Genomic DNA, 23,815 nt, shown 5'->3' with positions numbered 1-23,815 from the left:
GGCCGAGCGGTCAGGGGCGCGGCCCGGACGGCCGGGGCGGGAAGAACAGCTTGCGGAAGCTGATGCGGATCGAACGGCCCAGCGGATCGAGATAGTCCGGCTGGTAGCTGACCGGCGTGATGCCGACCGCGTCGCGCACGCGCATCCGTTCGTTGAACAGGTTCGTCACCGAAAGGGTGATCCGCGAGCCGCGCAAGAAGGGGACGGCGGACACCAGCTTCGCCTGCTGGCCCAGATCCGCGAAGAAGCGGAGGTTGATCGTCGTCAGGCTGGAAAAGTGCAGCGAATCCGATCCGTCGGGCCCGCCATTCACGTCCGTGCCGCTGCGCCACGCGGCGGAAAGGCGCGCGCCCAGCCCGTTATGGGTCAGACCGGCCTGCGCCTCCACTTCATGCCTGGGCTGGCCGCCGGTCGATCCGATCGCGTCGCCGTCCAGCAGGTCCAGCATCGGCCCGTCGGGGCGGACGAGGATTTCCTCGCGCAGGTGGACGGTGTGATAGACGGCGAACTGCATCCGCGTGCCGCGCCCGCCGGGGCCGCGGCCGAAACCGCCGCCGCCCGGTCCGAAGCCGGCACCGCGCGGCCGATCCGCGTCGCTCCCCGCCGGGCGCTCGGCGGGCGGCCCGTCACCCGCATCGCGCGCCAGCTCCCGCAGCATCGGCCGGTTGCCGGCGCCCGCCGGTGGGGAGGAAAGCTGCTTCGAGAAATTGATCCCCCAGCGCAGCTCCTCACTGTTCTGGCGGGTGAAGTTGATCGGCCGGCTGTCGACGCTGACGAGCTGGCCGCTGGCATCGCGCACGAAGCGATCGGGGAAGGCGGCCTCGATCGCGGCGGTGGGCGTCGGGAAGGCCGCCACCGCATCGCGCACGCGGCTGTTCACATAATCGGCGCTCAGCGTCAGGTCGTTGCCGGTAAAGGGGCGGATGGTCGCCCCCAGCTTGAACACGCGCCGGTCGTCGGCCTGGAGCGTGGGGTTGCCGCCGCTGATCCGGGTGACGTCCACCGTCTCGCCGCGCACATAATCGAATATCCGGACGCCGCTGGTCGCGATGGTGGGGTTGCCGAGCTGCTGCATGGTCGGCGCATTCTCGTCCTCCGTCACCGATGCGATCAGGCGGATGGCGGGGATCGGCGTCCAGTTGAGACCGTAGCCCAGCGTGGTCAGCCCGCCGAAGTCGGAAAGACGGTCATAGGCCAGGTTCACATTGGCCGAAAGCTCGCCCAGCGGGCCGATGAAGCCGCGCTTCCGGCTGGCCAGCGGCAGGTCCAGGCTGATCTGGCCGCTAGCGATGTCGCGCGAAAGATCGCTGTCCGTCATCATGCCGGCGCGGGTGGAATGGGCGTCGAGGTCGTTGAACTCGCCGCCCAGCTTCACCGTGGCGGAGACCGGCCCGGCCGGCAGCCGCGCCAGCGTGCCGTTGGCGACGAGCTGGATATTGCCCACGCCCTCCACCGAACGCGCGCGGTCGATCAGCGGGCCGCCCATCAGGGCCGCAGGGATCGGCGCGAAGGGGTTGAGCGTGGGATCGAGCGCGTCGATCCCAGCCTGGAAATCGGCGATGTCCACGCCGTTGCGGGTGCGGGTCCTGATCTCGGTGCGGTCGTAATTGCCGGTGGCATTCCATTGCCAGCCCTTGGCCGCGCCGCTCAGCGTGAAGCCGAGATGCCCGGTCACCGTCTTGCTCTGCTGGGTGCGCGGATCGATCTCGTCGAGATAGCGGTAGAGCCGCGTCTCGCCGGCGAAGGGGGAGAAGGGGCTTTCGCCGGGCAGCCGGATCGATGCGGTGGCGAGGCCCTGGGCGCTGTCGCTCTCATCGTAGGATAAGGTGCCGTTCACCGTCGCCGATACGTCGCCGAAGATGGTGCGGTTCAGCACGGCGTTCATCGATACGCTGTCGGTCTGCGGCAGCAGCGTGCGGTAGCGCCCCGTATCGGTCGTGTTGATCGGCCGGTTGAAGGCGGTAAGCGGCTGCGCGCCTTGCGCCGCGGCGGCAGGCACGCCGGCCGCCGTCACGGGCTGGCCGGCAAGCGCGCTCAGCGCGGGATCGATCTCGTCGCCATAGACGGGTGCGGTGATGTTGCCGGTCACGTCATAGGGGCGACGCGGCGTATCGGCGACGATATCGCGCTCATCCTCGTAGAGCGCGGAGCTGCGCTGATATTTGAGCGCAAGGTTGAAGCGGCCTTCCTTGTTGATCCGGAGCAGGCTGCTCTCGGCGCTGGCGCTGCTCTGCCCGCCTTCGGTCGGCGCGGCGCCGGTCAGTTCGGCGGTGGTCGTGCGGAAGCGCGGGCGCAGCACGATGTTCACCACCTTCTGGTCGGCGCGATAGCCATATTTGAGCGCCACTTCCTCCGGCAATATCTCCGCGCGCAGGATCGCCTCGGTCGGAATGTCGCGGATCTCGGCGAAGCTCGATATCCGCTTGCCGTTCAGCAGCACCACCGGCCGGCCGCCCCGGCCGCTCGTCGTCTGCGGGCCGAGCTCGGCGATGAGGTCGGTGATCGAGCTTACCCCATAGGTGCGGATGTCCGCCGGGCTCAGCACCAGCTCGGGCGCGATGTCGCCGATCACGCTACCCGGCGGGCGCTGGCCGGTGACGACGATATCCTCGTCCCCCGCCATCTCGGCATCGGGGGCGGGGCCATGCCTGTCCGGTTCGGCCGGCGCCCTTTCCTGGGCGGCGGCCAGTGCTGGCAGGAGGGCGATACCGGAAAGCAAAAGCGGCAGGCGGACCATGACAATCCCGTGTTTCATCTGTTTCGCCCGCCCTATTCGGGCCGATCGAACATTTTATGTCGGCGGTGAAATATGCGCGGATTTCCGCGCTCGGCGGGCGGCGGCGGCTCTGTCGCGCCCCGCGCCCCGCGGAAGGATACCGCCGGCAATGCGCGCGGGCGCGGACCGGCGCTGCCATGTTCTTTCTCCGTTAAGAGGCAGGCGATATCGGAAGAATCGAAATTGATCGGAAAATTATCTTTTCTATATGTCGGGAAATATACTTTCTATCTTTCCGATATGACGTGAGATAAGGTCGGAATGACGGATGGGTCCCAAGAATAAATCCAAAATGTAACGAAAATGTATATATAATTACAGTTAGGTTATTGCACCTGTAACATAACTGCCTTCATAAATATTCTATTGCCGCCCCCGGTCCTGATTTTGATTCTCTTCGGGGGAAAGCATGCAAAATGATATCTGTCTGACGCGCTCGGTTGCGCGCGCCCTGCTGGCCGGCACCGCCTTCATGGCGCTGGCCGTGCCCGCTCTCGCTGCGGAAGTCGCGCCGGCGGAAGCCGCCGCCCCGGAAAGCGCCAGCCCCGAAAGCGGCGGCCTTAGCGAGATCGTCGTGACCGCGACCAAGCGGGAAACCAATCTCCAGAAAACGCCGATCTCCATCTCGGTCATGGACAGCAAGGCGCTGACCGAGCGTCACGCCCAGAGCCTGCTCGATCTCGGTGACGGTGCCATTCCGGGCCTGCGCGTCGCCACCTTCGAGGCGCGCCAGTCCGCGCTCACCATCGGCATTCGCGGCATCGTTCCGCTCGACGCCAACCAGCCCGCGCGCGAGCAGGGCGTGGGCGTCTATATCGACGGCGTCTATCTCGGCCGCCAGCAGGGCCTGAACGCGGCGCTGATGGATATCGAGCGGATCGAGGTGCTGAAGGGCCCGCAGGGCACGCTGTTCGGCCGCAACACCGAAGGCGGCGCGCTCAGCATCGTCACCAAGGGGCCGTCCGGCGAGTTCGGTTTCCGCGGCACTGCCGGCATCGGCAATTACGGCGCCTATAATGCGGACGCCCATCTCGACCTGCCGGAATTCCACAATTTCAGCCTGAAGGTGGACGGCGTCGTCCAGTATCGCGACCCCACGGTCAAGAACCCGCTGCCCGGCCAGACCGGCTGGAACTATTATGACCGCCGCGGCGTGAAGGCCACGCTGCGCTGGCAGCCCTCCACCGATTTCACCGCCGATTACAGCTACGACAACGGCTATGACGCCAACTCGCCTTTCTACAGCCAGCTCGTCAACTACAACCCGTTGAACAAGCCGGCCGGGGCGATCGCGCCGCTGCCGCCGATCGTGGTGGTGGGCGACAAGCGCATGGACGTGGCCGATATCGGCGTGCCGCAGCAGCCGAGCGTGGACAAGACCTTCGGCCACACGCTGCACCTCAACTGGAAGGTCGCGCCCGAGGTGGAGCTGCGGTCGATCACCGCCTATCGCGAAGTTTCGGTGGAGCAGTGGGACAATAGCGGCGGCGCGCATCGCGTGCCCGTCTATGCGCCCAACGGCAATTTCAGCCGCTACAGCCTCGCCGGCCTCTGGCAGCACCAGTTCAGCCAGGAATTTCAGGCGGTCGGCAGCACCGGCAACCTCGATTATGTCGCCGGCCTCTATTATTTCAACGAGAAGGCGAGCGACGACGCCTCGACGCCCAGCTCCAACCAGTGGAATGCCGACGGCACCGGCTACACCATCCTCGATCCGACGCCGACGATCCGGGGCCATCGCTCGATCGACCGCGCCAGCACCGCCTGGTCGAAGAGCTATGCCGCCTACGGCCAGCTCACCTACACGCCGGACCTGATGGGCGGCATCACCCACCTCACGGTCGGCGGCCGCTACACCCATGACAACAAGCATGGCGAGCTGACGACGGTGAACAACGCGCCCACCGACTTCACCTTCCGGGAGAAGAACGACCGCTTCGATCCCATGGTGACGCTGGCGGTGGATGCGACGCAGGACATCAACCTCTATGCGAAGTTCGCCACCGGCTATCGCGCCGGCGGCGCCAGCTCGCGCTCGCTCACCTACCGGTCCTTCGGGCCGGAAAAGGTGAAGTCCTATGAAATCGGCGCCAAGACCGAGCTGTTCGATCACATGCTGCGCCTGAACCTTGCCGGCTACATCATGGATCGCACCGGCAGCCAGATCGATTTCAGCCTCGTGACGCCGCAGCCCAACGGATCGACGCGCAACACGCTGGAAACCATCAATGCGCCGGGCACCACCAAGATCCGCGGCGTCGAGGCGGAAGCGACGCTGAGCCCGATGCAGGGGCTGACGCTGAACGCGGCCTATGCCTACACCTATACCAAGATCCCGCCGACGCTGAATCCGTTCAGCGGCGTGGTGCAGCCGGTGTTCATCGTCTTCACCCCGCGCAACACGGCCAGCGGCGCGGTGGATTATTCGGTGCCGGTCGGCGGCGTGACGGCCAGGCTGCACCTGGACGCCAATTATGCGCAGGCGACCCAGACGTTCGATCAGTTTGCGATGAAGGCGGACTCCTCCTTCATCGTCAACGGCCGGCTGTCGCTCGCCGATATCAGCCTCGCCAACGACAGCAGCAAGCTCACCGTCTCGGTCTGGTCGCGCAACCTGTTCAACGAGGCGCACATCTACCGCCGCGATCCTTCCAACCAGGCGACGCTGGGCGATTACGCCAACTATAACGAGCCGCGCACCTACGGGCTGGAGGCCAGCATCCGCTTCTGATCGAAGCCGGGCCTGACCGGATATCAGGCCCCGCCGTCCCCCTCGCGGGACGGCGGGGCCTTTTTCCTTTCCATTGCCTCAGTCCGCCCGGACGGCCAGCACCGCCCGCAGGCCGGGGCCGGCATCCTCCAGCGCGAGGCGCCCGCGATGCAGCCGGGCGATCGCCTCCACCAGCGACAGGCCCAGGCCGTGGCCCGAACGGTTGCGCGCCTTGTCCAGCCGGCCGAAGCGGCGCAGCGCATCGGCGCGGCGCTCGGCCGGGATGCCGGGGCCGTCATCCTCGACGATCAGCGTCGCCTCGTCCCCCGATCGCGCGGCGCGGACGCGAATGGTCGATCCCGGGGGCGTGTGGCGCACCCCGTTCTCGATCAGGTTGATGATCGCCTGGCTCAGCAGCCGGCGGTCGCCATGGATGGGGATGGTGGGGCAGGGGCCGATCTCCAGCCGGTGCCCCTCGGCTTCGGCCACCGGCGCCATCATCTCGCCGATCTCCGTCGCCAGCGCGCCGAGGTCCAGCGCGACGAAGGCGGCGCGGCGGTCGCCGCCCTCGATCTCGGCGATGCGCAGGATGGCGGCGAACATTTCCAGCAGCGCGTCGCTCTGGGCGATCGCCTGGTCCAGCCCCTCCCGCATCGCCGNCGTATCGGCCTCGCGCCGCAACCGCGCGAGCTGGCCGCGCAGCCGGCCGAGCGGTGTTCGGAGATCGTGGGCGATATCGTTGGAAACATTGGCGATGCCGTCCATCAGGGCGGCGATGCGGTCGAGCATCCGGTTGAAGGCCCTGGCCTGCTGGTCGAACTCGCTGCGCGATCCGTCGACCGGCACCCGCTGGCGCATATTGCCGTCGATGATCGCATCCACCGTCTGGCGCATCNCGCGGATGCGCCGGCTTATCAGCGTCCCGAAAAGCACGATGCCGCCGAAGACGATGAGGATGATCGATCCGAAGCCGAGCACGTAAATGCGGACGCGCGCGGAATTATAGTTCTGGATCGGCTCGGTCTCGGCCAGCGTCGTCAGGATCATGCCGTTGCCGATGTCGCGGGTGAAGGCGCGGCCATGGGTCAGGCCGGGAATATGATCCGCCGCGCTCAGCGTCGAATAGCCGGGCGGCGGCACGCGGGCGAGCCGGACGTTGCCCGCGATGAAATGGCCCTTGGGGCCGGTCAGCAGGAAGCCCACGTCGCCCTTGTCCCGGCGCTGGGAAAAGAGCGTGATGAGCGCGCGCACCCGCGCCGGATCGGCCGGATGGTCGCTGCCGGAAACCTCCATATTCTCGCCGGCGATCCGCTGGTCCACCAGCCGGGTGATGGTCCGCTGGGTGACGAGCAGGGTGCCCACGCCCGTCAGGATCGTCGCGACGAGGAAGACGATCAGGAACAGCGCCGACAGGGATCGCAGCGAATGCGGGCGCATGCGCTCAGGCGCGCAGCATGTAGCCGATGCCCCGCACCGTCACGATCGGATCGTCGCAGCCGGCCTCCATCAGCTTCAGCCGGAGGCGGCGGATATACATGTCGGCGATGTTGGACTTGGGCTCGAAATCATAATCCCATACCCGTTCGTAGAGCATCGCCCGGGTCAGCACGCGATCGGCGTTGCGCACCAGTTCGGCCAGAAGCTGGAATTCCACCTTGGGCAGCACCACCGGCGCGCCCTTGTACCAGGCCCGGTGGCGCAGCGGGCTGACGGTGATGTCGCCGGCGCTGATCGTGTCGTTTTCCGGCATGTTCCATTGCCGGCCGCGGCTGACGGCCATCAGCCGGGCGTTGAGCTCCGCCGCGTCGACCGGCTTCACCACATAATCGTCCGCGCCCTGTTCCAGCCCCTCGACCTTGTCGGCGGACTTGCCGAGCGCCGTCAGCATGATGACGGGAAGCGTCATGCCCTCGGCCCGCATCCGGTTGAGCACGGAAAGGCCGTCCAGCTCGGGCAGCATGCGATCGAGGATGACGGCGTCGAACTTCCGGTCCACCAGCGCCTGCAGCGCGAGGCGGCCGTCGCCCACGATCTGCGCCTGATGCCCGCATTCCCGCAATTCGGCGGCCAGGTCCTTCGCCAGGATGGCATCGTCTTCAACCAGCAGAACGTCCAAAACCGCCTCCAATGGTCCGCCGGCGCCGCGCGCCGGAAGGGATGCGCATAGGCATAGCATATGAACGCATGATGGCCGATCATGCCGATGGACGGGTGCCGCGCGCTTCGCCATTCTCCCCGGCGCAGGCAGAAGGAAAGGCAGCCCCCTTCATGACATCGCATCCGCCGCACCGCTGTGGCTGGGCCGAAGGCGATCCGCTGATGCGGGCCTATCATGACGGCGAATGGGGCGTGCCCGAGCGCGACGGCCGCGCGCTCTGGGAAAAGCTGATGCTGGACGGCTTCCAGGCCGGCCTCGCCTGGATCACCGTGCTGCGCAAGCGCGACGCCTTCCGCCGGGCCTTCGCCGGCTTCGATCCCGCCACGGTCGCCCGTTTCGGCGAGGCGGACGTCCAGCGCCTGCTGGCCGATCCCGGCATCATCCGTTCCCGCGCGAAGATCGAGGCGACGATCGGCGCCGCCCGCCTCTATTGCGACATGGCCGATCGGGGCGAGGATTTCGCCGCTTATTGCTGGTCCTTCACCGAAGGCCGCGTGCTCATGGGCGACGGCGTGAACTTTCCCGCCACTACCCCGCTATCGGAACGGATATCGAAGGATCTGAAGCGCCGGGGCTTCAAGTTCGTCGGCCCCACGATCGTCTATGCCTGGATGCAGGCGGTGGGCATCGTCAACGATCACGCGGCCGCCTGCTTCCGCCGCGATCAGGTCGGGGCGCCGTAATCCGGCAGGGCGGGCAGGCGCCGGCCCCTCACCATTCCCGGCGGCGCAGGAAGATCGCGGCGATCGCCGTGCCCAGCGCCCAGGTCGCCAGCACCAGCGGGAAGGTCAGGATATATTTCAGCAGATAGAGCCGATCGATATCCCGTTCCGTCAACGCATCCTCCCTGTTCGGCGCGGCCGGCATGATAGCCGGTTCGGCGGCCGGGGTTAAGCCCGTGCGGCGATCGAGCCTTGCCGAGGCGCGAGGCGTCGGCATCTCGGCGCCCCGATATTATGCCGCTATCATGCCGCCGCGCGGTCGGCCGGGGCCTCGGGGTCGGGGGCGGCGAGGAGGGCGGTGAAGCGGCGCTGCCACCACAGCACGTCCTCCTGCTCCACGCCGTCCATCAGCGCGCGCCAGCGGCGGATGCGTTCGGCGCGCGGCATGGCGAGCGCGCGGGCGATGGCATCGGCGACGTCCTCGGCGCTGTGCGGGTTGACGAGCAGCGCCTCGCCCATCTGCTCGGCCGCGCCGGCGAAGCGGGAAAGGATCAGCACGCCGGGGTCCTCCGGGTCCTGCGCGGCCACATATTCCTTGGCGACCAGGTTCATCCCGTCGCGCAGCGGCGTCACCAGCCCGATGCGGGCGGCGCGATAGATGCCGGCCAGCTCGTCGCGGGGATAGCCCTTGTTGACGTAGCGGATCGGCACCCATTCCACGTCGGCATATTCGCCGTTGATCCGGCCCGAAAGCCCGTCCAGCGCCGCGCGTATCTCGCGATAGCTCTGCACGTCCTCGCGCGAGGGCGGGGCGATCTGGAGGAGGAACACCCGCCCCAGCGCCTCGGGATGCGATGCCAGGAAGCGTTCGTAGCCGAGGAAGCGTTCCTGCAGCCCCTTGGAATAATCCAGCCGGTCGACGCCGATGATCATCTCCCGCCCGTTGGCGCTGATCCGCATCCGCTGGAAGGCGTTGAGCGCGTTGGGCTGGTTGGCGCTGTCGCGGAAGGCCTGGGTGTCGATGCCGATCGGGCAGGCGACGGCGCGGATGCTGCGTCCGTTGAGCGTGATGATGTCGTCCGCGCCGATCACGGCGCCCGGCAGCTCGGCGCTGACATAATCGAGGAAGGAATCCAGCCAGTCGCGCGTGTGGAATCCGATCACGTCATAGGCGAACATCGCCTCCACCAGCTCGCGATGGTTGGGAAGCGCCAGCAGGAGCTGCATCGGCGGCCAGGGAATGTGGAGGAAGAAGCCGATCCGGTTGGTCACGCCGCGTGCGCGCAGCTCCGCGCCCAGCGGGATCAGGTGGTAATCATGCACCCACAATATGTCGTCCGGCTCGATCAGCGGCTGCACCGTCTCGGCGAAGCGCGCGTTCACCCGTTCATAGCCCTCGGCAAAGCCGCGCTCGAACTCCGCCACGTCGATGCGATAATGGAAGAGCGGCCACAGCGTGCGGTTGGCGAAGCCGTTATAATATTCCTCCACGTCCTGCGGCTCCAGATCGACGGTGGCGGTGGCGACGCCGTCGTGCCGCTGGAAGTTGATATGGCCGGTGAAATGATCGGTCTCCCCGCCCGACCAGCCGAACCAGATGCCGTTGCTTTCCCGCAGCGCGGCCGAAAGCGCGACCGCCAGCCCGCCCTGGTTGCCCGCGCCGTCGGCGGCCGGCTGCACCCGGTTGGAAATGACGATCAGGCGGCTCATCGCACGGAACTCCACGGCTTGCTCAGCAGGACCGCGCAGTTGATCAGGCCCACGAGCGAATAGGTCTGCGGGTAATTGCCCCAGAGTTCGCCCGTCACCGGATCGATATCCTCCGAAAGCAGCCCCGCCCCCGTGCGGCGGCCGAGCATTTCCTCGAACAGCGCACGGGCATCGGCGATCCGGCCCGTGGCGTTCAGCGCCTCGATCAGCCAGAATGTGCAGACGTTGAAGGCGGTTTCGGGCAGGCCGAAATCGTCTTCGGTGGCATAACGCAACATATGGCTGCCACGCCGCAGTCCTTCTTCCACCGAAACGAGTGTGCCGTGGAAGCGCGGATCGGCAGGCTGAAGGAATCGCAGGTCGAGCAGTTGGATCAGGCTGGCGTCCAGGTCGTCGCCGTCGAAGGTGGCGGATATCCGGCCCGTCCCCTCGCGCCAGGCGGATCGTTCGATCTTCTCGCGGATCGCATCCGCCCGCGCCTGCCAGAAGGCGCGCCGGTCCTCCAGCCCCAGCGCCTCGGCGGCATTGGCCAGCCGGTCGCACGCCGCCCAGCACATCGCGGCGGAATAGGTGTGGACATGCGCGCGCGTGCGCAATTCCCACAGGCCCGCATCGGGCTTGTCGTGCATCGCCCAGGCCCGCTCGCCGATCGGCTCCAGCGCGGTGAAATCCTCCAGCCCCGCCACGCGGTAGAGCCGCTGGTCGAAGAAGGCCTGCACGTTGGAAAGCACGATCTGGCCATAGGCGTCGTGCTGGATCTGCTCATATGCCTGGTTGCCCACGCGCACCGGCCCCATGCCGCGATATCCGTCCAGCGCGGGCGCCTCGCGCTCGGGCAGCAGCGCCTCGCCGCCGACGCCGTAGAGCGGCTGGACATGGCCGCCCCTCGCATTGTCGACGATGTTGCGCAGATATTCGAGATAGCCTTCCAGCACGTCGAGCGCGCCCAGCCGGTTGAGCGCCTGCACGGTATAATAAGCGTCGCGTATCCAGCAGTAGCGATAGTCCCAGTTGCGGCCGGAATCGGCATGTTCGGGGATGGAGGTGGTGAGCGCGGCGACGATCGCGCCGGTCTCCTCATGCTGGCAGAGCTTGAGCGCGATCGCCGCGCGGATCACCGCTTCCTGCCATTCCACCGGCGTCGCCAGCCCGCGCACCCAGCGCCGCCAGGATGCGATGGTCAGGTCCAGCATCTGCTCGGTGGCGTGGCGCACGTCGTCCGAAAAGCTTTCGTCCGGGCCGAAGAAGAAATGCAGCGGCCGTTCGACGCGGAACAGCCGCTCATCCTCGATCCAGCCGATCGGCGCGTCGGTGGTCAGCCGCTGCACGCTTTCCGCCAGGATGTAGCGGATATGGTTGGAACCGCGCGTGCGCGCCGCCGCATGGGCGCCCCAGTCGCGCGCCGGGCGCAGCCGCACGCGGATGCGCGGGCTGCCCGATATCGGCCGGACGATGCGGACGAACGCCACCGGCCGATACATGCGGCCGTTGCGGGTGAAGCGCGGGCAGAAGTCCGTCACCTCCACCACATTGCCGCGCCCGTCATCGTGCCGCGTCACCAGCACGGGCGTGTTGCGGATATAATGCTGGGTCGTCTCCGCGCAGTCCTCCAGGTCGATCTCCCAGAAGCCGGGCGCGCCCTCGGCCGCCGGCGGGTTCGCATCCAGCAGCGAACAGAATAGGGGATCGCCGTCCACGCGTGGCACGCACGCCCAGACGAAACGGCCGCGCCGGTCCACCAGCGAGGATACCTGGCAATTGCCGATCGGCCACAGGTCCAGCGTCGCGGTCATGCGTGCTCCCCCGCCAGCCAGGCGCGCACGGCGGCGCTGTCGGCCAGCCCATAGCGGGCCGCGCTCTCGCGGGGCGCGCCCACCAGCACGCCGCAGCCGCCAAGCTCGGTGGCGGCGATGAAGCCCGGCTCGTCGGTCAGGTCGTCGCCGATGAACACGGGCCGCGTGCCCGCCATCGGCGGCCGCCCCATCAGCCCGCGCACGGCCACGCCCTTGTCGCTGCCCGGCACGCGCAGCTCGATCATCATATGGCCCGGCTGCACGGCCAGCCCCGTCTCGGCGCCGATCCGCCGGGCGAGGCTGCGGGCCGCCGCCTCCGCCGCGGGCGCCAGCCGGTAATGCAGCGCCGCGCCGAAGCTCTTGCTTTCCACCATCACGCCGGGATGCGCCTCGGCAAAGGCGCGCAGCTCGGTCTCGGCCGCGTCCAGCGTCTCGGGCCGCACCGGATGGGCGCTGATCCCGTTCCAGCGATGCTCGGTGCCGTGGCTGCCGGAAAGCGCGATCAGCTGCGCCACCGGCCCCAGCATGGCATCGAGCTGGGCGATCGATCGCCCGCTCACCACCGCGATGCCGCCTTCCGGCCGGTCGTGCAGCCGCATCAGCAGCGCGCGCAGCCGCTCGTCGGCGATCACCTCGTCCGGCCGGTCGATCAGGTCGACCAGGGTGCCGTCGAAATCGATGAACAGGCTGGCGCCCTCCAGCAGGCCGGCGGGCGGCTCGGGCAGGCGCGGTGGCTGGGGCAGGGGGCCGCGGTCCACGGCTGGATTCATCGATAACCTCTTGTCTTGTCAGGCGTGCCGGGACGCGGCGGACGCGGGGCACCCTGCAGGGACGCGGGAAGGCCGCTTCGGGTTCCCGTGGGGGGATGGCGGCCGGCAAGGTTAGCCGCTTTGGGGCCGTGGCGTAACCCTTGTGCCTGCATATAGGTTCGGATCGGACTTTTATTTGATGTTTTGTAACGTTCTACTTCACCGTCAAAGTCACGGTGACGTAGCGTCAACCTCTGCGGCAAATACGTATAGAAGATCGCGTCGCCGCCGATCCCCCTTTGCCTCCTCCTATAATGCACCATGCGAATTTTGGAGGTTTCAATGCACCGCTTGAAGATCGGCGGGCGCCTCAACCTTGTCAGCCTGGCGGCGTTGACCGGCCTGGTCGTGGTTCTGGCGCTCTCCCTGTTACGGCTCGATACCGTGATGCGCGACGATATCGCGGATCGCACCCGGAAGACGGTGGAAACCGCCCACAGCGTGCTCGTCCACTATCAGAAGCTGGAAAGCGCCGGCGCGATGCCGCGCGCCGATGCGCAGGCCGCCGCCCTGGCCGCGATCCGGGCGATGCGTTACGGCAAGGACGAATATTTCTGGGTCAACGACATGCAGCCGCGCATGGTGATGCACCCGATGAATCCCGCCCTCGAAGGCAAGGATGTCGGCAACAACACCGATGCGGACGGCATCTACATGTTCCGCGAAATGGTGAAGGTGGTTCAGGCCGGGGGCGAAGGCTTCGTCAACTATAGCTGGGACAAGCCCGGCGCCAACGGCGCCCAGCCCAAGATATCCTATGTGAAGGGGTTCGCCCCCTGGGGCTGGATGATCGGATCGGGCGTCTATGTGGACGAGATCCGCGCCGCCGTGATGAAGGCGGCCTATGTGCTGGGCCTCGCCGTGCTCGCCGTGATCCTCGCGGTCGGCAGCCTCAACTGGTTCCTCAGCCGTTCGATCTCGCGCCCCGTGGTGGCGCTCACCCAGCGGATGCGCACGCTGGCGGAAGGCGATACCGGCTCCGCCATTCCCGGTCTCGATCGCCGGGATGAAGTGGGCGAGATGGCGGCCGCGCTCGGCGTGTTCCGCGACGCCGCCGTCGCCAAGGCCGCGGCGGAGGCCGAAAAGGCGCAGGCTGATGCGGAGCAGCAGTTCGTCGTCACCGTTGTCTCGGATCGGCTGGCCAGCCTGTCCGACGGCGATCTCACGGCCGCGATCAGCGAGGAATTCCCGCCGGCCTATGCCGCGCTCAAGGGCAATTACAACACGGCGGTTGGCAATCTGCGCGACATGATGACGGCGCTGGCCAACTCGGCCGATGCGATCCGCACCGGATCGGGCGAGATCGCCCAGGCCTCGGAAGATCTCGCGCGCCGCACCGAAGCGAACGCCGCCAGCCTGGAGGAAACCTCCGCCGCGCTCAGCCAGATGGAGGAAAGGCTGCGCTCCACCGCCGCCGCCGCCGTCCACACCGCCGGCCAGGCGAACGAGGCGATCGCCATCGTCGGCTCCGGCCGCGCGACGGCGGACGAGGCTGTCGGCGCCATGGGCCGCGTGTCGGAAAGCGCGCAGGGCATCGACAGCGTGATCGAGGGGCTGGACAAGATCGCCTTCCAGACCCGCGTTCTCGCCATGAACGCGGCGGTCGAGGCCGGCCGCGCGGGCGAGGCGGGGCGCGGCTTCGCGGTCGTCGCCGATCTCGTCAGCGCGCTCGCCATGCGTTCGGAGGAGGAGGCCAAGCGCGCTCGCGAGCAGCTTACCGCCACCCAGTCCGATATCGTCATGGCCGTGGATGCCGTGCAGAAGGTGGACGGCGCGCTCGCCAATATCAGCGGCAGCGTGGAGGAAGTGCACAAGCTGGTCGCGACGATGGCGTCGGACAACCAGGCCCAGTCCGCCACGATCAGCGAGATCACCACGGCCGTCGGCGCCATGGACCAGTCCACCCAGCAGAATGCCGCGATGGTGGAGGAGACCTCGGCCGCCGCGCGCAATCTCGCGGGCGAGGTCGAGGCGCTGTCCGAACGCTCCTCGCGCTTCCGCACGGGCGCGCCGGTCGCGGCCCGTCCGCGGCTTGCCGCCTCGGCATCGGTGGCCCCGCCCCGCGCCGCGCCGCGCCCGCTGCCGATGGCGCAGGGATCGGCCGCCGTGGACGTGTTCGCCGATCAGGACTGGTCCAGCTTCTGATCCGACGCCACGGGCGCCGCGACTTTTCCGGGAGAGGTTTGATGATGACGAAGTGGCTCCGGCGGGCGATGCTCGCCGGAACCGCCCTGGCGGGCTGCGCCTCCGCGCCCGCCATGGCCCAGCCCGCCGATCGCGAAGCGGCGCTGGAACGCCGGCTGGGCGAGCTGGAGGCCGCGCTGGCCGATCTGCGCGGGCAATTGTCCGCGCTGCGGGCCGGCAATGCGGCGCCGCAGGCTTCGGCGGCGGCGGCTCCCGTGGCGATCGCCACCGCCGGGGCCGCTCCTCCGGCCGCGCCGCCGGCCCCCGCTCCGGCCGCCCCGCGCGACGGGTTCAGCGTCGCCGGCACCACCGTGAAGATCGGCGGCTTCGTGAAGGCGGTCGCCGCCTTCAGCCGCTATGATGACGGGGCGATGCCGGCGGGCTCCACCGGGCGGGATTTCTACGTGCCCGGCACCACGCCGGTCGGCGGCCGCGCCGATCGCTCGTTCGAAGCGAATGCCAAGCAGACGAGGCTCGCGATCAGCACCGCCACGCCGCTGCGCGATCATGAGCTGAAGGGCCTGGTCGAGGTCGATTTCCAGGTTTCGCCCGGCACCGGCAACCAGCGGATCACCAACGCCTATAATCCGGGCCTGCGCCGCGCCTTCTTCACCTTCGACGATGCGCTGATCGGGCAGGAATGGAGCAACTTCCAATATGTCTCGGCCCTGCCGGAGACCACCGATTTCCTCGGCCCCAGCGAAGGCACCGTGTTCGTCCGGCAGGCCCAGTTCCGCTACGCCTTCCGGCTGGCCAGGGGGCTGACTCTGGCGATCGCGGCGGAAAATCCCGCCACCACCGTGCTCGCGGCCGGCGGCAGTTCCGCAATGGTGGAATATGATCAGGATCGCGTGCCCGATCTCACGGCGCGCCTGAACCTCGCTGCGGGGCCGGCGGAGCTGTCGCTCGCGGGGCTTGCCCGCCAGCTCACCGCCGATGGTGCCGGCGGCGTCGATCATGCCTTCGCCTGGGGCGTCTCCGCCGCCGGCAAGATCGGCTTCGGCCCCGCCCGCCGCCACGATATCCGCTTCATGCTCAGCCACGGGCAGGGCATCGGCCGCTATGTCGGCCTCAACCTCGCGCCCGATGCGATATTGGGGGCGGCGGGGCTCGACACTGTCGGCGTCACCGCCGGTTTCGCGGCGCTGCGCATCGGCTGGACGGAACGGCTCCGCTCGACCGTCTCGGGCAGCTTCCAGTCGGCGGATTATCCGCACCTCGCCATCGCTGCCGACGCCAATGACAGCGCGTGGAGCGCGGCGGCCAACCTGTTCTATTCGCCGGTGAAGCAGTTCGACATCGGTGTCGAATATCGGCGCGGGGAACGGCGCCTGGTCTCGGGCGCCACCGGCCAGCTCGATCGTATCGAGGTCGCCGGCAAGTACAGCTTCTGATGGAAGGCGAGGGCGATTAGGCTCGGGCCATGCACCGCCGATTCGTCCTCGCCGCCCTCGGCCTCGCCGCCGCCTTTCCCGCTCTCGCGCAGGAAGCCGCTGCCCCGCTGGAACCCGCGCCGGCGCTCGCCCATGTCCGCCTGCAGACCAGCGAGGGGGATATCCTGCTGGCGCTGGAAAAGGATCGCGCGCCCGTCACCACCGCCAATTTCCTCCGCTATGTCGACCAGAAAAGGCTGGACGGCACCAGCTTCTACCGCGCCACCAGGGTCGCGCCCGGCTTCGGCCTGATCCAGGGCGGCGCACGCAACGATCCCAGGCGCGCGCTGCCGCCGATCGCGCATGAGCCGACGAGCAAGACCGGCCTCACCCACGCGGACGGCACGATATCCATGGCGCGCGCCGCGCCGGGCAGCGCGACCGGCGATTTCTTCATCACCGTCGGCGCGATGCCGACGATGGATGCGGACCCGTCGCAACCCGGCGACAATCTGGGCTTCGCCGCCTTCGGCCGTGTCGAACAGGGGATGGACGTCGTCCACCGCATCCTCGACGCGCCGGTTTCGCCCACCGAGGGCGAAGGCGCGATGCGCGGGCAGATGCTGGCGTCCCCGGTGAAGATCATCACCGCGCGCCGGGTGGATTGAGCCGGGCGATGGCCGTCAGCCGCCACCTTGCCATCCACGGCCGGGTCCAGGGCGTATTCTATCGCGGCTGGGCGGTGGAAACGGCGCGGGCGCTGGGCCTTTCCGGCTGGGTGCGCAACCGCCGCGACGGCAGCGTCGAAGCGGTGGTGACGGGCGATGCGGCGGCCGTCGCGGATTTCGTGGCCCGCTGCCACGGCGGCCCGCCCGCCGCCCGAGTCGATCGGGTGGACGTTACGGAAACCGCCCCCGCCACCGTCGCCGGTTTCGAACAACGGCCTACGGAATAAGCCTTTTCCCGCACGCCTCATCACTTCGGCGCATCCGTCTTCCATTCGGGAGGATCATGGCTAGGATGAGGTATCGGGAGGGGGCCACGAAGGAGGCCTTCGATGTTCGGAATGACCGCCAGTTTCTGCGAAAGGCGCGCGCTGGAGGAATTGCGCGCGGCGGAAGAGGCCACCTGCCTCGAAGCCGCAGCCTCGCACCGCCAGCTCGCCCGGGAATTCGCCGCCAGGGCACGGGCCTTGCGCGCGGAGGCGGAAGCCGCGCGGCATATCCAGATCGACGCGGTTGCCGGCTGATCGACATCGCGGCCGGCGGTCGCGAACGCGCCCCGCCGGATCAATCGCGCGGCGCGATCCCGTTCAGAATGATGCCGGTGATGTCGTCGATCAGATTTTCGTCCGCCGAAACGGACGACATCAGCATCCGCGATAGCACCGCGCCGATCGTCACGTCGAAAAAGGCGTCCGGGTCCACGTCGGCGCGCACCATGCCCTTCGCCTTGCCCTCGTTCACGATGCGCCGCATGTCCGCGCGGGCGGCGGTTTCGATCGGAAGCTGCAACTCGCGGCGCAGCGCCGGGTCGCGCTGGATGGCGGCGAACAGCCCCAGGCTGGCGGCGCTGATATCGGGCAGGCAGTATCGGCGATAGGATTGCTCGATCAGCGCGCGCACCTCGCCGGCCATGCCCTCCTCTTCGGTCACGTCCACGAAATGCACCTCGTCGCCGCCATCCTCGTTGGCGATGCTGCTCAGCAGGTGCGCCTTGGTCGGCCAGCGGCGATAGATGGTGGCCCGCGTCACCCCCGTGACCTGGGCGATGGCGTCGAAGGTCAGCGCGTCGATGCCCCCTTCGCGCAGCAGCCGGCGGCCGGCGGCGATGATCGTCGCGTCGGTCTCCGGCTTGCGCGGGCGGCCGCGGCCCCGGCTGGGGGCGGGCGGTGGAGATGCGGTCATCGATGGTCCTTGGGCGTCATGGCCATAAATCTATGCATCCTGCATCCTAATTGGTCACGCCATGAATTGCCGGGCAGGGTGGCTTTCGCCTAACAATCCGGGTCATGGCAACCGCTTCTTCCATCTCATCTTCCCTTTCCCGATCCACCCCGCGCCGCGTGGCGCTCGTCACCGGCGCCGGCCGGCGCATCGGCCGGGCGATCGCGCTCAGGCTGGCGGCCGCCGGCTGGGATGTCGCGATCCATTGCGGCCATGGCGTGGAGGAGGCGGTGGCGGTCGCCGCCGAGGTCGCCGATCGCGGCGCGCGCGCGGCGGTGCTGCCGGCCGAGCTGGCGGACGAGGCCGCCGTTTCCGGGCTGGTCGATCGGTCGGTCGAAGCGCTCGGGCCGCTGGCGCTGCTCGTCAACAATGCCTCCACCTTCGAACAGGATAGCTTCGGCGCGCTCGATCCGGCCCTGTGGGATACGCATTTCGCGGTGAACCTGCGCGCGCCGGTGGTGCTGGCGCAGGCCTTTGCCGCGCAGGTGAAGGCCGCCGACGTGCGGGGCGCCGCCATCGTCAACCTGCTCGACCAGCGCGTGCTCCGCCCCAATCCGACCTTCTTTTCCTATGGGCTCACCAAATCGGCGCTGTGGACGGCGACGCAGATGATGGCGCAGGCGCTGGCGCCGGCGATCCGGGTGAACGCCGTGGCGCCCGGTCCGGTGCTCGCTTCCTGCCATCAGGATGCCGATCTCTTCGCGCGCGAGGCGGCGGGCACCCTGCTCGAACGGCCCAGCCCGCCGGACGATATCGCCGATGCCGTGCTCTACCTGGCCGGCGCGGCTTCGGTCACAGGGCAGGTGATCGCGGTCGATTCCGGCCAGCATCTCGGCTGGCGCACGCCCGATGTGGTGGCGGTGGAACGGCCGGGCTGAACCGTCCGCGACGGGGATAATCCGGTGGCAAATCAGGGTTGCGCCTGATTGGCCGCCGCCGCTGCGTGCCTTATCGCCGGGCGATCCGCCGGGCTGGAGGCGCCGATGATATCCCTTTCCGAACTGCTCGGCGGATGCCCCGAAAAGCGGCGCTACGATCCCCCGGCGGATAAGCCGCTGGATCAGACCCACGGCGCCGTCCCGCCTTATGATTTCCCGCCGGAGCTTGCCCGCGCGCTGGCCGGCAAGTCGGAGGAGGAGGTTTCCTCCCTCCTCTCCAAATTCCGCACCGGCCTTTCGGAACACCGCACCCGCCTGTCCGAGCATCGCACGGACCTTTCGGAGCATCGGACCGACCTTTCCGATTACCGGACCGAATTGTCCCACGCGCGGACGGAGATGTCCGAACATCGCACCAAATTGTCCAATGATCGCTCCCACCTCTCCAACGAGCGCACGCACCTCTCTTATGTGCGCACCGCCGTTTCGCTGATGAGCTTCGGCATCACCATCAATCGCTTCGCCGTGTTCCTGGCGGAAGGGAAGGGCTATGACGATCGCATCGCCACCCGGCGGATGTGGAGCACCGAGCAGTTCGGCCTCGGCATGGTCGTCGTCGGCATCATATTGCTGATCTGGTCGCTGTTCCGCTATCGCGCGATTCACGCCCAGCTCCTGTCGCAGGAATTTCGTCCCCCCGCCGTTTCGGTGTTGCTGCTCACCCTGGCGATCATCGCGCTCGGGGCGGTCTCCTCGGTGATCCTGATAACCGTGAAGTGAAGCCTCGGGCGCGGGGGGCGCCCGCCTGCCTCCCTCCGGCGTCCGCCGGATCGGCGGGGGAGGGTGGCAGGCGGGCACCGCGGAATACGCTCCCCCTTCAGGCGCGTCCCGCGGTCCGGGCATTTCCCGTCCGGGCGATGCCGCCGGCCGGGAAATTCCGAAGGTCGGGCGTCCGGGGCATGATCCGCTCGGGCGGAAAATGCCCCGGCGCCGTTCCGTCGATCAGAACTTCAGCGACAGATCGATGCCATAGGTGCGGCCGCGATCGGGGATCGTCACCTGGGTGATGGCTTCGGGGCCGAAGGGCGCGCGGTTGACGTTGAAGACATTCTTCACCCAGCCCGAAATGCCGATCTCGGTGCCCCTGATCGGCAGCGAGGCGATGCCGGCGCGGGCATCGGCCAGGATATATTTCTTCACGTAGGAAAGCCGGTCGAGCTCCGGGATCCCGGACGAGAATTCCGTTATCACCGCGCCCGAACGATAGCGGGAATCCAGCGCGACGTAGAAATTGCCGCCGTTCGCCATTTCCGGGAAGTCATATTGGCCGCCCAGCCGCGCGGTCCATTTCGGCGTGTAGGTCGGGCGGATCTCGTCGCTCCGGTCGATGCCGTTCTGGATATATTCCTTATATTTGAAATTGGTGTAGCCGAAATTGGCGTTCAGCGTCAGGCCGTCCAGCGGCACCGCCTCGAACTCGCCTTCCACGCCCCAGATCCGGGCCTTGCCGGCATTGCGGAACGCCTGCACGCCATTTTCGAAGGATTGGACCTGCATGTCCTTATAATCGGAATAGAAGGCGGCCAGGTTGGCGCGCAGGCGGTTGCCGAACAGCTGCGATTTCACGCCCGCTTCGTAGCTGATCAGCTTTTCCGGGTCGTAGGGGATGGCGCCCAGGATGCCGCCGGCGACATAGCCGGTCGCGACCTTGGCATAGGTGGTGACGTCGTCGGTCGGCCGATAGGTGGCGATCGCGGTATAGTTGAACCGCTTGTAGCTGGTCTTGTAGGTCTGGCCCGCCGCCAGCCCGCCGCCCTGCGCGGAGGAAACGCTGATCAGGTCGGTCGAACGATCGTCGATCGTGTAGCGGCCGCCGAAGGCGAGGTCGAACTGGTCGGTGGCGTGCCAGGTGAGCTGGGCATAGCCGGCCATGGAGTCGTTGACCGCGCGGGTCTCCGTCACGCCGTTGCCGAAGATCGCGTCGAACGGCGTCGCCGTCACCACGCCGTTCGCCACCGGCAGCATCACGCCCAGCACATCGGTGGACGGCGAATTTTCGTGGAAATAGAACAGGCCGGACGTCAGGTCGAACCGGTCCCAGTTGAACAGGAACTGGGTTTCCTGGGTGAACTGCTTCTGCTTCGTCTCGCGCGCGGTCAGCAGCGCGAAGAAGCTGTCGTTCGGGCCGGGCTGATTGGCGTCGTCGAATATGCCGGGGATATCGTTCTGCAGCAGCGCACCAAGCTGCGCGCCGCTGAAGCGCAGGCCGCCGCTCGACGACAGGTCGTAGGTATTCGGCTTCTGGTGGAACTTGCGATAGGCGGTGATGCTCTTCACCGTCAGCACGTCGCTCACGTCCCAGGTCGCGGTCAGGTTATGGCCCTGGGTGATCACATGCTCGCTGCTGGTGGCGTTGGCCACCGCGTCGAGCTGCTTCTTGCCCGCGTTGACGATGCCGCCGGTCAGGGGCTGGAAGCCCACCACCACGCCGGCCAGCACGCCCGCGCCGCCGGCCGGCGAGCCGAGATACTGCACCGCGCGCCCGCTCGTCCGGGAATCGGTGTAATCGAAATGATAATCGATCTTCAGGTCGTCCGAAGCATCCACGCGCGCCGCGAGCTGGAAGGCGTCGACATTCTTGCCGCCCAGCCGCTTGGCATATTTCAGCGTGCCGAAATCCGGGCGGATCTGGCTGAAGTCCAGCGTCTTGCCGGCGATCAGATTGTCGGTATCGCCCTCCATCTCGTCATGCAGATAGGCGAGCTTCACGCTCAGCGGGCCGAGCGCGGGCAGGTCGACCACGGTGCGCGATCGCATGGCGTTGTAATTGCCGTAGGAAAGCTGCTGGCGCACGCCGAACTCGCCGGTCGGGTTGGCGCTGATCAGGCTCACCGCGCCGCCGGTGGAGTTGCGGCCGAACAGCGTGCCCTGCGGGCCGCGCAGCACTTCCACGCGCTGCAGATCGGCGAGGTCGAAGATCGCGCCCACCGAACGGCCGATATAGACGCCGTCCAGATACACGCCCACCTTGGGATCGACCGCGTTGTTCGATGCGCCCGATGCGATGCCGCGGATCTGGAACAGCGGGATGGATTGCTGGCCCTGGCTCGTCACCTGCAGGTTGGGGGCATAGCCGCTCAGCGCCGCGACGTTGACGACACGGGCATTGTCCAGTGCTTCGGAACTGAGCGCGGTCACCGCCACCGGCACCTTCTGCAGATTTTCCTCGCGGCGCTGCGCGGTGACGACGATGTCCTCGAGCCCGCCGCCGCTGCCGTCGGCGGCGGCGTCCTGCGCCATGGCGGGGATGATGGCGGCCGCGTTCGCGGCCATGGCCAGCGCCGATGCGGCGGCCAGATAGGCAATCCTCATTCTCTTCCTCTCCTGAAGTCCCGAAAAGCGGTGTTGTCCGGTCGGGGCCGGCATTCTTGTTTCGCGATTGGGTCTGTTTCCGGCGGGGTGCCGGGCGGCCTAGCGCATAGGCGCTCCACCACGGGCGCCGGATTCGCGGCGAATGCGCAAAAGCACCACTAAAGTGGAAATGCGATTCATTTTGCGAATCCTCTCGCTACCCGAACCATGCAGATGGTCATTTTTATTTTCGGACCTCGTGTATCGTAATTCATCCGGCCAAGGCGAGAGGCTGATCCCGCATTTGCCATGCATGGTCCTTCATTCGTCAGAATGTCGCTAAATCATAAATCGGCCGGGGCCGCCATCGCGCCCGGATCGCCGGTCCGCCCGGATGCGCAACATCCGCTGGATAAGCGGCCGCGCCTTTGCCATTAGGGCGCGGCCATGACGGACAGCTTCCTGCTCACCCTTTCCTGCCGCAACCAGCCCGGCATCGTCGCCCGCGTCTCCACCGCGCTCCACGCCCATGGCGGCGACATCCGCGAGGCGAACCAGTTCGACGACGCCGCCACCGACCGCTTCTTCATGCGCGTGGTCTTCACCCTGCCGCCCACCCGCGACGTGGCGGCGCTGGAACGCGACTTCGCCGTGATCGCCGATGCGCTGGGCATGGAATGGCGGCTGCGCGCCCGCAACGATCGCCAGCGCGTGCTGCTGCTCGTCTCCAAATTCGATCACTGCCTGGTCGATCTGCTCTATCGCTGGCGGATCGGCGAGCTGCCGATGGACGTGGTCGGCATCGTCTCCAACCATCCGCGCGAAACCTTCCGCACCTCCGATCTCGAAGGCATCCCCTTCCACCATCTGCCCGTCACCGCCGCCACCAAGGCGGAGCAGGAGGCCCGGATCAAGGCGGTCGTGACCGAGACCCGCGCCGACCTGGTCGTGCTGGCGCGCTACATGCAGATATTGTCGGACGATCTCGCCGCCTGGCTTTCCGGCCGCTGCATCAACATCCACCACAGCTTCCTGCCGGGCTTCAAGGGCGCCAAGCCCTATCACCAGGCCCATGCCCGCGGCGTGAAGCTGATCGGCGCGACCGCGCACTACGTCACCGCCGATCTCGACGAAGGGCCGATCATCGAGCAGGACGTGGAGCGGGTGAGCCATGCCGACATGCCTGAGGACCTCGTCCGCAAGGGCCGCGATATCGAGCGCCGCGTGCTCGCCCGCGCGGTCGCTTTCCATATCGAGGGGCGGGCGATCCTGAACGGCGCCACCACCGTCGTCTTCCGGGACTGACCAGCGCAAAATTCCGCCGCCGCCGCCGGTTTGGCGGAAATTCCGTACTATAAGTCAAGCATGCGCCTTGCGCGATGTTAACCGGTTTGCGTGTCTTCTTGCTTGTGTAGCGTTTCGTGCGTTTCGCGATGGAGGAGAGCCGATGCAGCCGGATCAGACG

At 67.6% G+C, this 23,815-nt stretch carries 19 protein-coding genes; 10 read left to right on the top strand and 9 right to left on the bottom strand.

The annotated features are described in order from the left end of the window. Positions 1 to 10: 10 nt before the first annotated feature. The gene (locus BHE75_RS16880; RefSeq protein ID WP_254684477.1) at positions 11 to 2,755 is read right to left on the bottom strand and encodes a TonB-dependent receptor domain-containing protein; all 2,745 of its coding nucleotides are present in this window, start codon (positions 2,753 to 2,755) and stop codon (positions 11 to 13) included. Between the two features lie 430 nt (positions 2,756 to 3,185). Here BHE75_RS16880 and BHE75_RS16870 point away from each other — a divergent pair, with 430 nt between their 5' ends. Further along, entirely contained in the window at positions 3,186 to 5,507 is a 2,322-nt protein-coding gene (locus BHE75_RS16870) for a TonB-dependent receptor (RefSeq protein ID WP_070934550.1), read from the top strand. A gap of 78 nt (positions 5,508 to 5,585) precedes the next feature. On the opposite strand, the gene BHE75_RS16865 is transcribed toward BHE75_RS16870, so the two are convergent. Both BHE75_RS16865 and BHE75_RS16860 read right to left on the bottom strand, forming a co-directional pair. Beyond that, complete coding sequence (locus BHE75_RS16865) at positions 5,586 to 6,533, bottom strand: sensor histidine kinase (RefSeq protein ID WP_438830628.1); 948 nt, start codon at positions 6,531 to 6,533, stop codon at positions 5,586 to 5,588. Between the two features lie 394 nt (positions 6,534 to 6,927). Beyond that, the gene (locus BHE75_RS16860; RefSeq protein ID WP_015458022.1) at positions 6,928 to 7,602 is read right to left on the bottom strand and encodes a response regulator transcription factor; all 675 of its coding nucleotides are present in this window, start codon (positions 7,600 to 7,602) and stop codon (positions 6,928 to 6,930) included. 152 nt (positions 7,603 to 7,754) lie between these two features. Here BHE75_RS16860 and BHE75_RS16855 point away from each other — a divergent pair, with 152 nt between their 5' ends. Continuing rightward, on the top strand, positions 7,755 to 8,327 hold the full coding sequence (locus BHE75_RS16855; RefSeq protein ID WP_070936021.1) for a DNA-3-methyladenine glycosylase I: 573 nt from the start codon (positions 7,755 to 7,757) through the stop codon (positions 8,325 to 8,327). Positions 8,328 to 8,355: 28 nt separating this feature from the next. On the opposite strand, the gene BHE75_RS25240 is transcribed toward BHE75_RS16855, so the two are convergent. From BHE75_RS25240 to otsB, 4 genes are all read right to left on the bottom strand, one after another. Beyond that, positions 8,356 to 8,481, bottom strand: a complete 126-nt coding sequence (locus BHE75_RS25240; RefSeq protein ID WP_269078702.1) for a hypothetical protein — start codon at positions 8,479 to 8,481, stop codon at positions 8,356 to 8,358. 128 nt (positions 8,482 to 8,609) lie between these two features. Beyond that, the gene (locus BHE75_RS16845) at positions 8,610 to 10,016 is read right to left on the bottom strand and encodes an alpha,alpha-trehalose-phosphate synthase (UDP-forming) (RefSeq protein ID WP_015458019.1); all 1,407 of its coding nucleotides are present in this window, start codon (positions 10,014 to 10,016) and stop codon (positions 8,610 to 8,612) included. After that, a complete protein-coding gene (locus BHE75_RS16840; protein ID WP_070934548.1) occupies positions 10,013 to 11,809 on the bottom strand; it encodes a glycoside hydrolase family 15 protein in 1,797 nt (598 codons plus the stop codon). Before BHE75_RS16840 ends, BHE75_RS16845 begins: the two co-directional genes overlap by 4 nt. Continuing rightward, positions 11,806 to 12,579, bottom strand: a complete 774-nt coding sequence (gene otsB, locus BHE75_RS16835; protein ID WP_070934547.1) for a trehalose-phosphatase — start codon at positions 12,577 to 12,579, stop codon at positions 11,806 to 11,808. Before otsB ends, BHE75_RS16840 begins: the two co-directional genes overlap by 4 nt. A gap of 321 nt (positions 12,580 to 12,900) precedes the next feature. Between otsB and BHE75_RS16830 the strand changes: the two genes are divergently transcribed. The 5 genes from BHE75_RS16830 (at position 12,901) to BHE75_RS16810 (ending at position 17,424) form a co-directional block, all read left to right on the top strand. Further along, positions 12,901 to 14,763, top strand: coding sequence for a methyl-accepting chemotaxis protein (locus tag BHE75_RS16830; RefSeq protein WP_070934546.1), 1,863 nt, complete (start codon positions 12,901 to 12,903; stop codon positions 14,761 to 14,763). 41 nt (positions 14,764 to 14,804) lie between these two features. Beyond that, positions 14,805 to 16,196, top strand: coding sequence for a DcaP family trimeric outer membrane transporter (locus BHE75_RS16825; RefSeq protein ID WP_084653269.1), 1,392 nt, complete (start codon positions 14,805 to 14,807; stop codon positions 16,194 to 16,196). Between the two features lie 29 nt (positions 16,197 to 16,225). Continuing rightward, entirely contained in the window at positions 16,226 to 16,843 is a 618-nt protein-coding gene (locus tag BHE75_RS16820) for a peptidylprolyl isomerase (RefSeq protein ID WP_070934545.1), read from the top strand. Between the two features lie 8 nt (positions 16,844 to 16,851). Continuing rightward, a complete protein-coding gene (locus tag BHE75_RS16815) occupies positions 16,852 to 17,130 on the top strand; it encodes an acylphosphatase (RefSeq protein ID WP_070934544.1) in 279 nt (92 codons plus the stop codon). Positions 17,131 to 17,232: 102 nt separating this feature from the next. Further along, positions 17,233 to 17,424, top strand: coding sequence for a hypothetical protein (locus BHE75_RS16810; protein ID WP_015458012.1), 192 nt, complete (start codon positions 17,233 to 17,235; stop codon positions 17,422 to 17,424). A gap of 40 nt (positions 17,425 to 17,464) precedes the next feature. Here the strand turns inward: BHE75_RS16810 and BHE75_RS16805 are convergent, their stop codons facing one another. Continuing rightward, complete coding sequence (locus tag BHE75_RS16805) at positions 17,465 to 18,082, bottom strand: TetR/AcrR family transcriptional regulator (RefSeq protein WP_015458011.1); 618 nt, start codon at positions 18,080 to 18,082, stop codon at positions 17,465 to 17,467. 104 nt (positions 18,083 to 18,186) lie between these two features. On the opposite strand from BHE75_RS16805, the gene BHE75_RS16800 reads away from it, so the two are divergent. Together BHE75_RS16800 and BHE75_RS23465 are read left to right on the top strand one after the other, a co-directional pair. Further along, entirely contained in the window at positions 18,187 to 18,999 is an 813-nt protein-coding gene (locus BHE75_RS16800; protein ID WP_070934543.1) for an SDR family oxidoreductase, read from the top strand. A 105-nt stretch (positions 19,000 to 19,104) separates the two neighbouring features. Further along, positions 19,105 to 19,779, top strand: coding sequence for a YidH family protein (locus BHE75_RS23465; RefSeq protein ID WP_139181752.1), 675 nt, complete (start codon positions 19,105 to 19,107; stop codon positions 19,777 to 19,779). Between the two features lie 222 nt (positions 19,780 to 20,001). Here BHE75_RS23465 and BHE75_RS16790 read toward each other — a convergent pair whose 3' ends face one another. After that, positions 20,002 to 22,371, bottom strand: a complete 2,370-nt coding sequence (locus tag BHE75_RS16790; protein WP_015458008.1) for a TonB-dependent receptor — start codon at positions 22,369 to 22,371, stop codon at positions 20,002 to 20,004. Between the two features lie 426 nt (positions 22,372 to 22,797). On the opposite strand from BHE75_RS16790, the gene purU reads away from it, so the two are divergent. After that, positions 22,798 to 23,655, top strand: a complete 858-nt coding sequence (purU, locus tag BHE75_RS16785) for a formyltetrahydrofolate deformylase (protein WP_070934542.1) — start codon at positions 22,798 to 22,800, stop codon at positions 23,653 to 23,655. The last annotated feature ends 160 nt before the right edge of the window (positions 23,656 to 23,815 follow it).

Origin of the sequence: Edaphosphingomonas haloaromaticamans (assembly GCF_001853345.1) — a bacterium.
Lineage (GTDB): Bacteria > Pseudomonadota > Alphaproteobacteria > Sphingomonadales > Sphingomonadaceae > Sphingomonas_E > Sphingomonas_E fennica.
This window is presented reverse-complemented; position numbering and strand designations above follow the sequence as displayed.

What these genes read in the sequence shown, in the direction of transcription:
- BHE75_RS16880 (WP_254684477.1), bottom strand. Translation starts at nt 2,755, where the DNA reads ATGAAACACGGGATTGTCATGGTCCGCCTGCCGCTTTTGCTTTCCGGT.
- BHE75_RS16870 (WP_070934550.1), top strand. Translation starts at nt 3,186, where the DNA reads ATGCAAAATGATATCTGTCTGACGCGCTCGGTTGCGCGCGCCCTGCTG.
- BHE75_RS16855 (WP_070936021.1), top strand. Translation starts at nt 7,755, where the DNA reads ATGACATCGCATCCGCCGCACCGCTGTGGCTGGGCCGAAGGCGATCCG.
- BHE75_RS16845 (WP_015458019.1), bottom strand. Translation starts at nt 10,016, where the DNA reads ATGAGCCGCCTGATCGTCATTTCCAACCGGGTGCAGCCGGCCGCCGAC.
- BHE75_RS16840 (WP_070934548.1), bottom strand. Translation starts at nt 11,809, where the DNA reads ATGACCGCGACGCTGGACCTGTGGCCGATCGGCAATTGCCAGGTATCC.
- otsB (WP_070934547.1), bottom strand. Translation starts at nt 12,579, where the DNA reads ATGAATCCAGCCGTGGACCGCGGCCCCCTGCCCCAGCCACCGCGCCTG.
- BHE75_RS16830 (WP_070934546.1), top strand. Translation starts at nt 12,901, where the DNA reads ATGCACCGCTTGAAGATCGGCGGGCGCCTCAACCTTGTCAGCCTGGCG.
- BHE75_RS16825 (WP_084653269.1), top strand. Translation starts at nt 14,805, where the DNA reads ATGATGACGAAGTGGCTCCGGCGGGCGATGCTCGCCGGAACCGCCCTG.
- BHE75_RS16820 (WP_070934545.1), top strand. Translation starts at nt 16,226, where the DNA reads ATGCACCGCCGATTCGTCCTCGCCGCCCTCGGCCTCGCCGCCGCCTTT.
- BHE75_RS16815 (WP_070934544.1), top strand. Translation starts at nt 16,852, where the DNA reads ATGGCCGTCAGCCGCCACCTTGCCATCCACGGCCGGGTCCAGGGCGTA.
- BHE75_RS16810 (WP_015458012.1), top strand. Translation starts at nt 17,233, where the DNA reads ATGTTCGGAATGACCGCCAGTTTCTGCGAAAGGCGCGCGCTGGAGGAA.
- BHE75_RS16805 (WP_015458011.1), bottom strand. Translation starts at nt 18,082, where the DNA reads ATGACCGCATCTCCACCGCCCGCCCCCAGCCGGGGCCGCGGCCGCCCG.
- BHE75_RS16800 (WP_070934543.1), top strand. Translation starts at nt 18,187, where the DNA reads ATGGCAACCGCTTCTTCCATCTCATCTTCCCTTTCCCGATCCACCCCG.
- BHE75_RS23465 (WP_139181752.1), top strand. Translation starts at nt 19,105, where the DNA reads ATGATATCCCTTTCCGAACTGCTCGGCGGATGCCCCGAAAAGCGGCGC.
- BHE75_RS16790 (WP_015458008.1), bottom strand. Translation starts at nt 22,371, where the DNA reads ATGAGGATTGCCTATCTGGCCGCCGCATCGGCGCTGGCCATGGCCGCG.
- purU (WP_070934542.1), top strand. Translation starts at nt 22,798, where the DNA reads ATGACGGACAGCTTCCTGCTCACCCTTTCCTGCCGCAACCAGCCCGGC.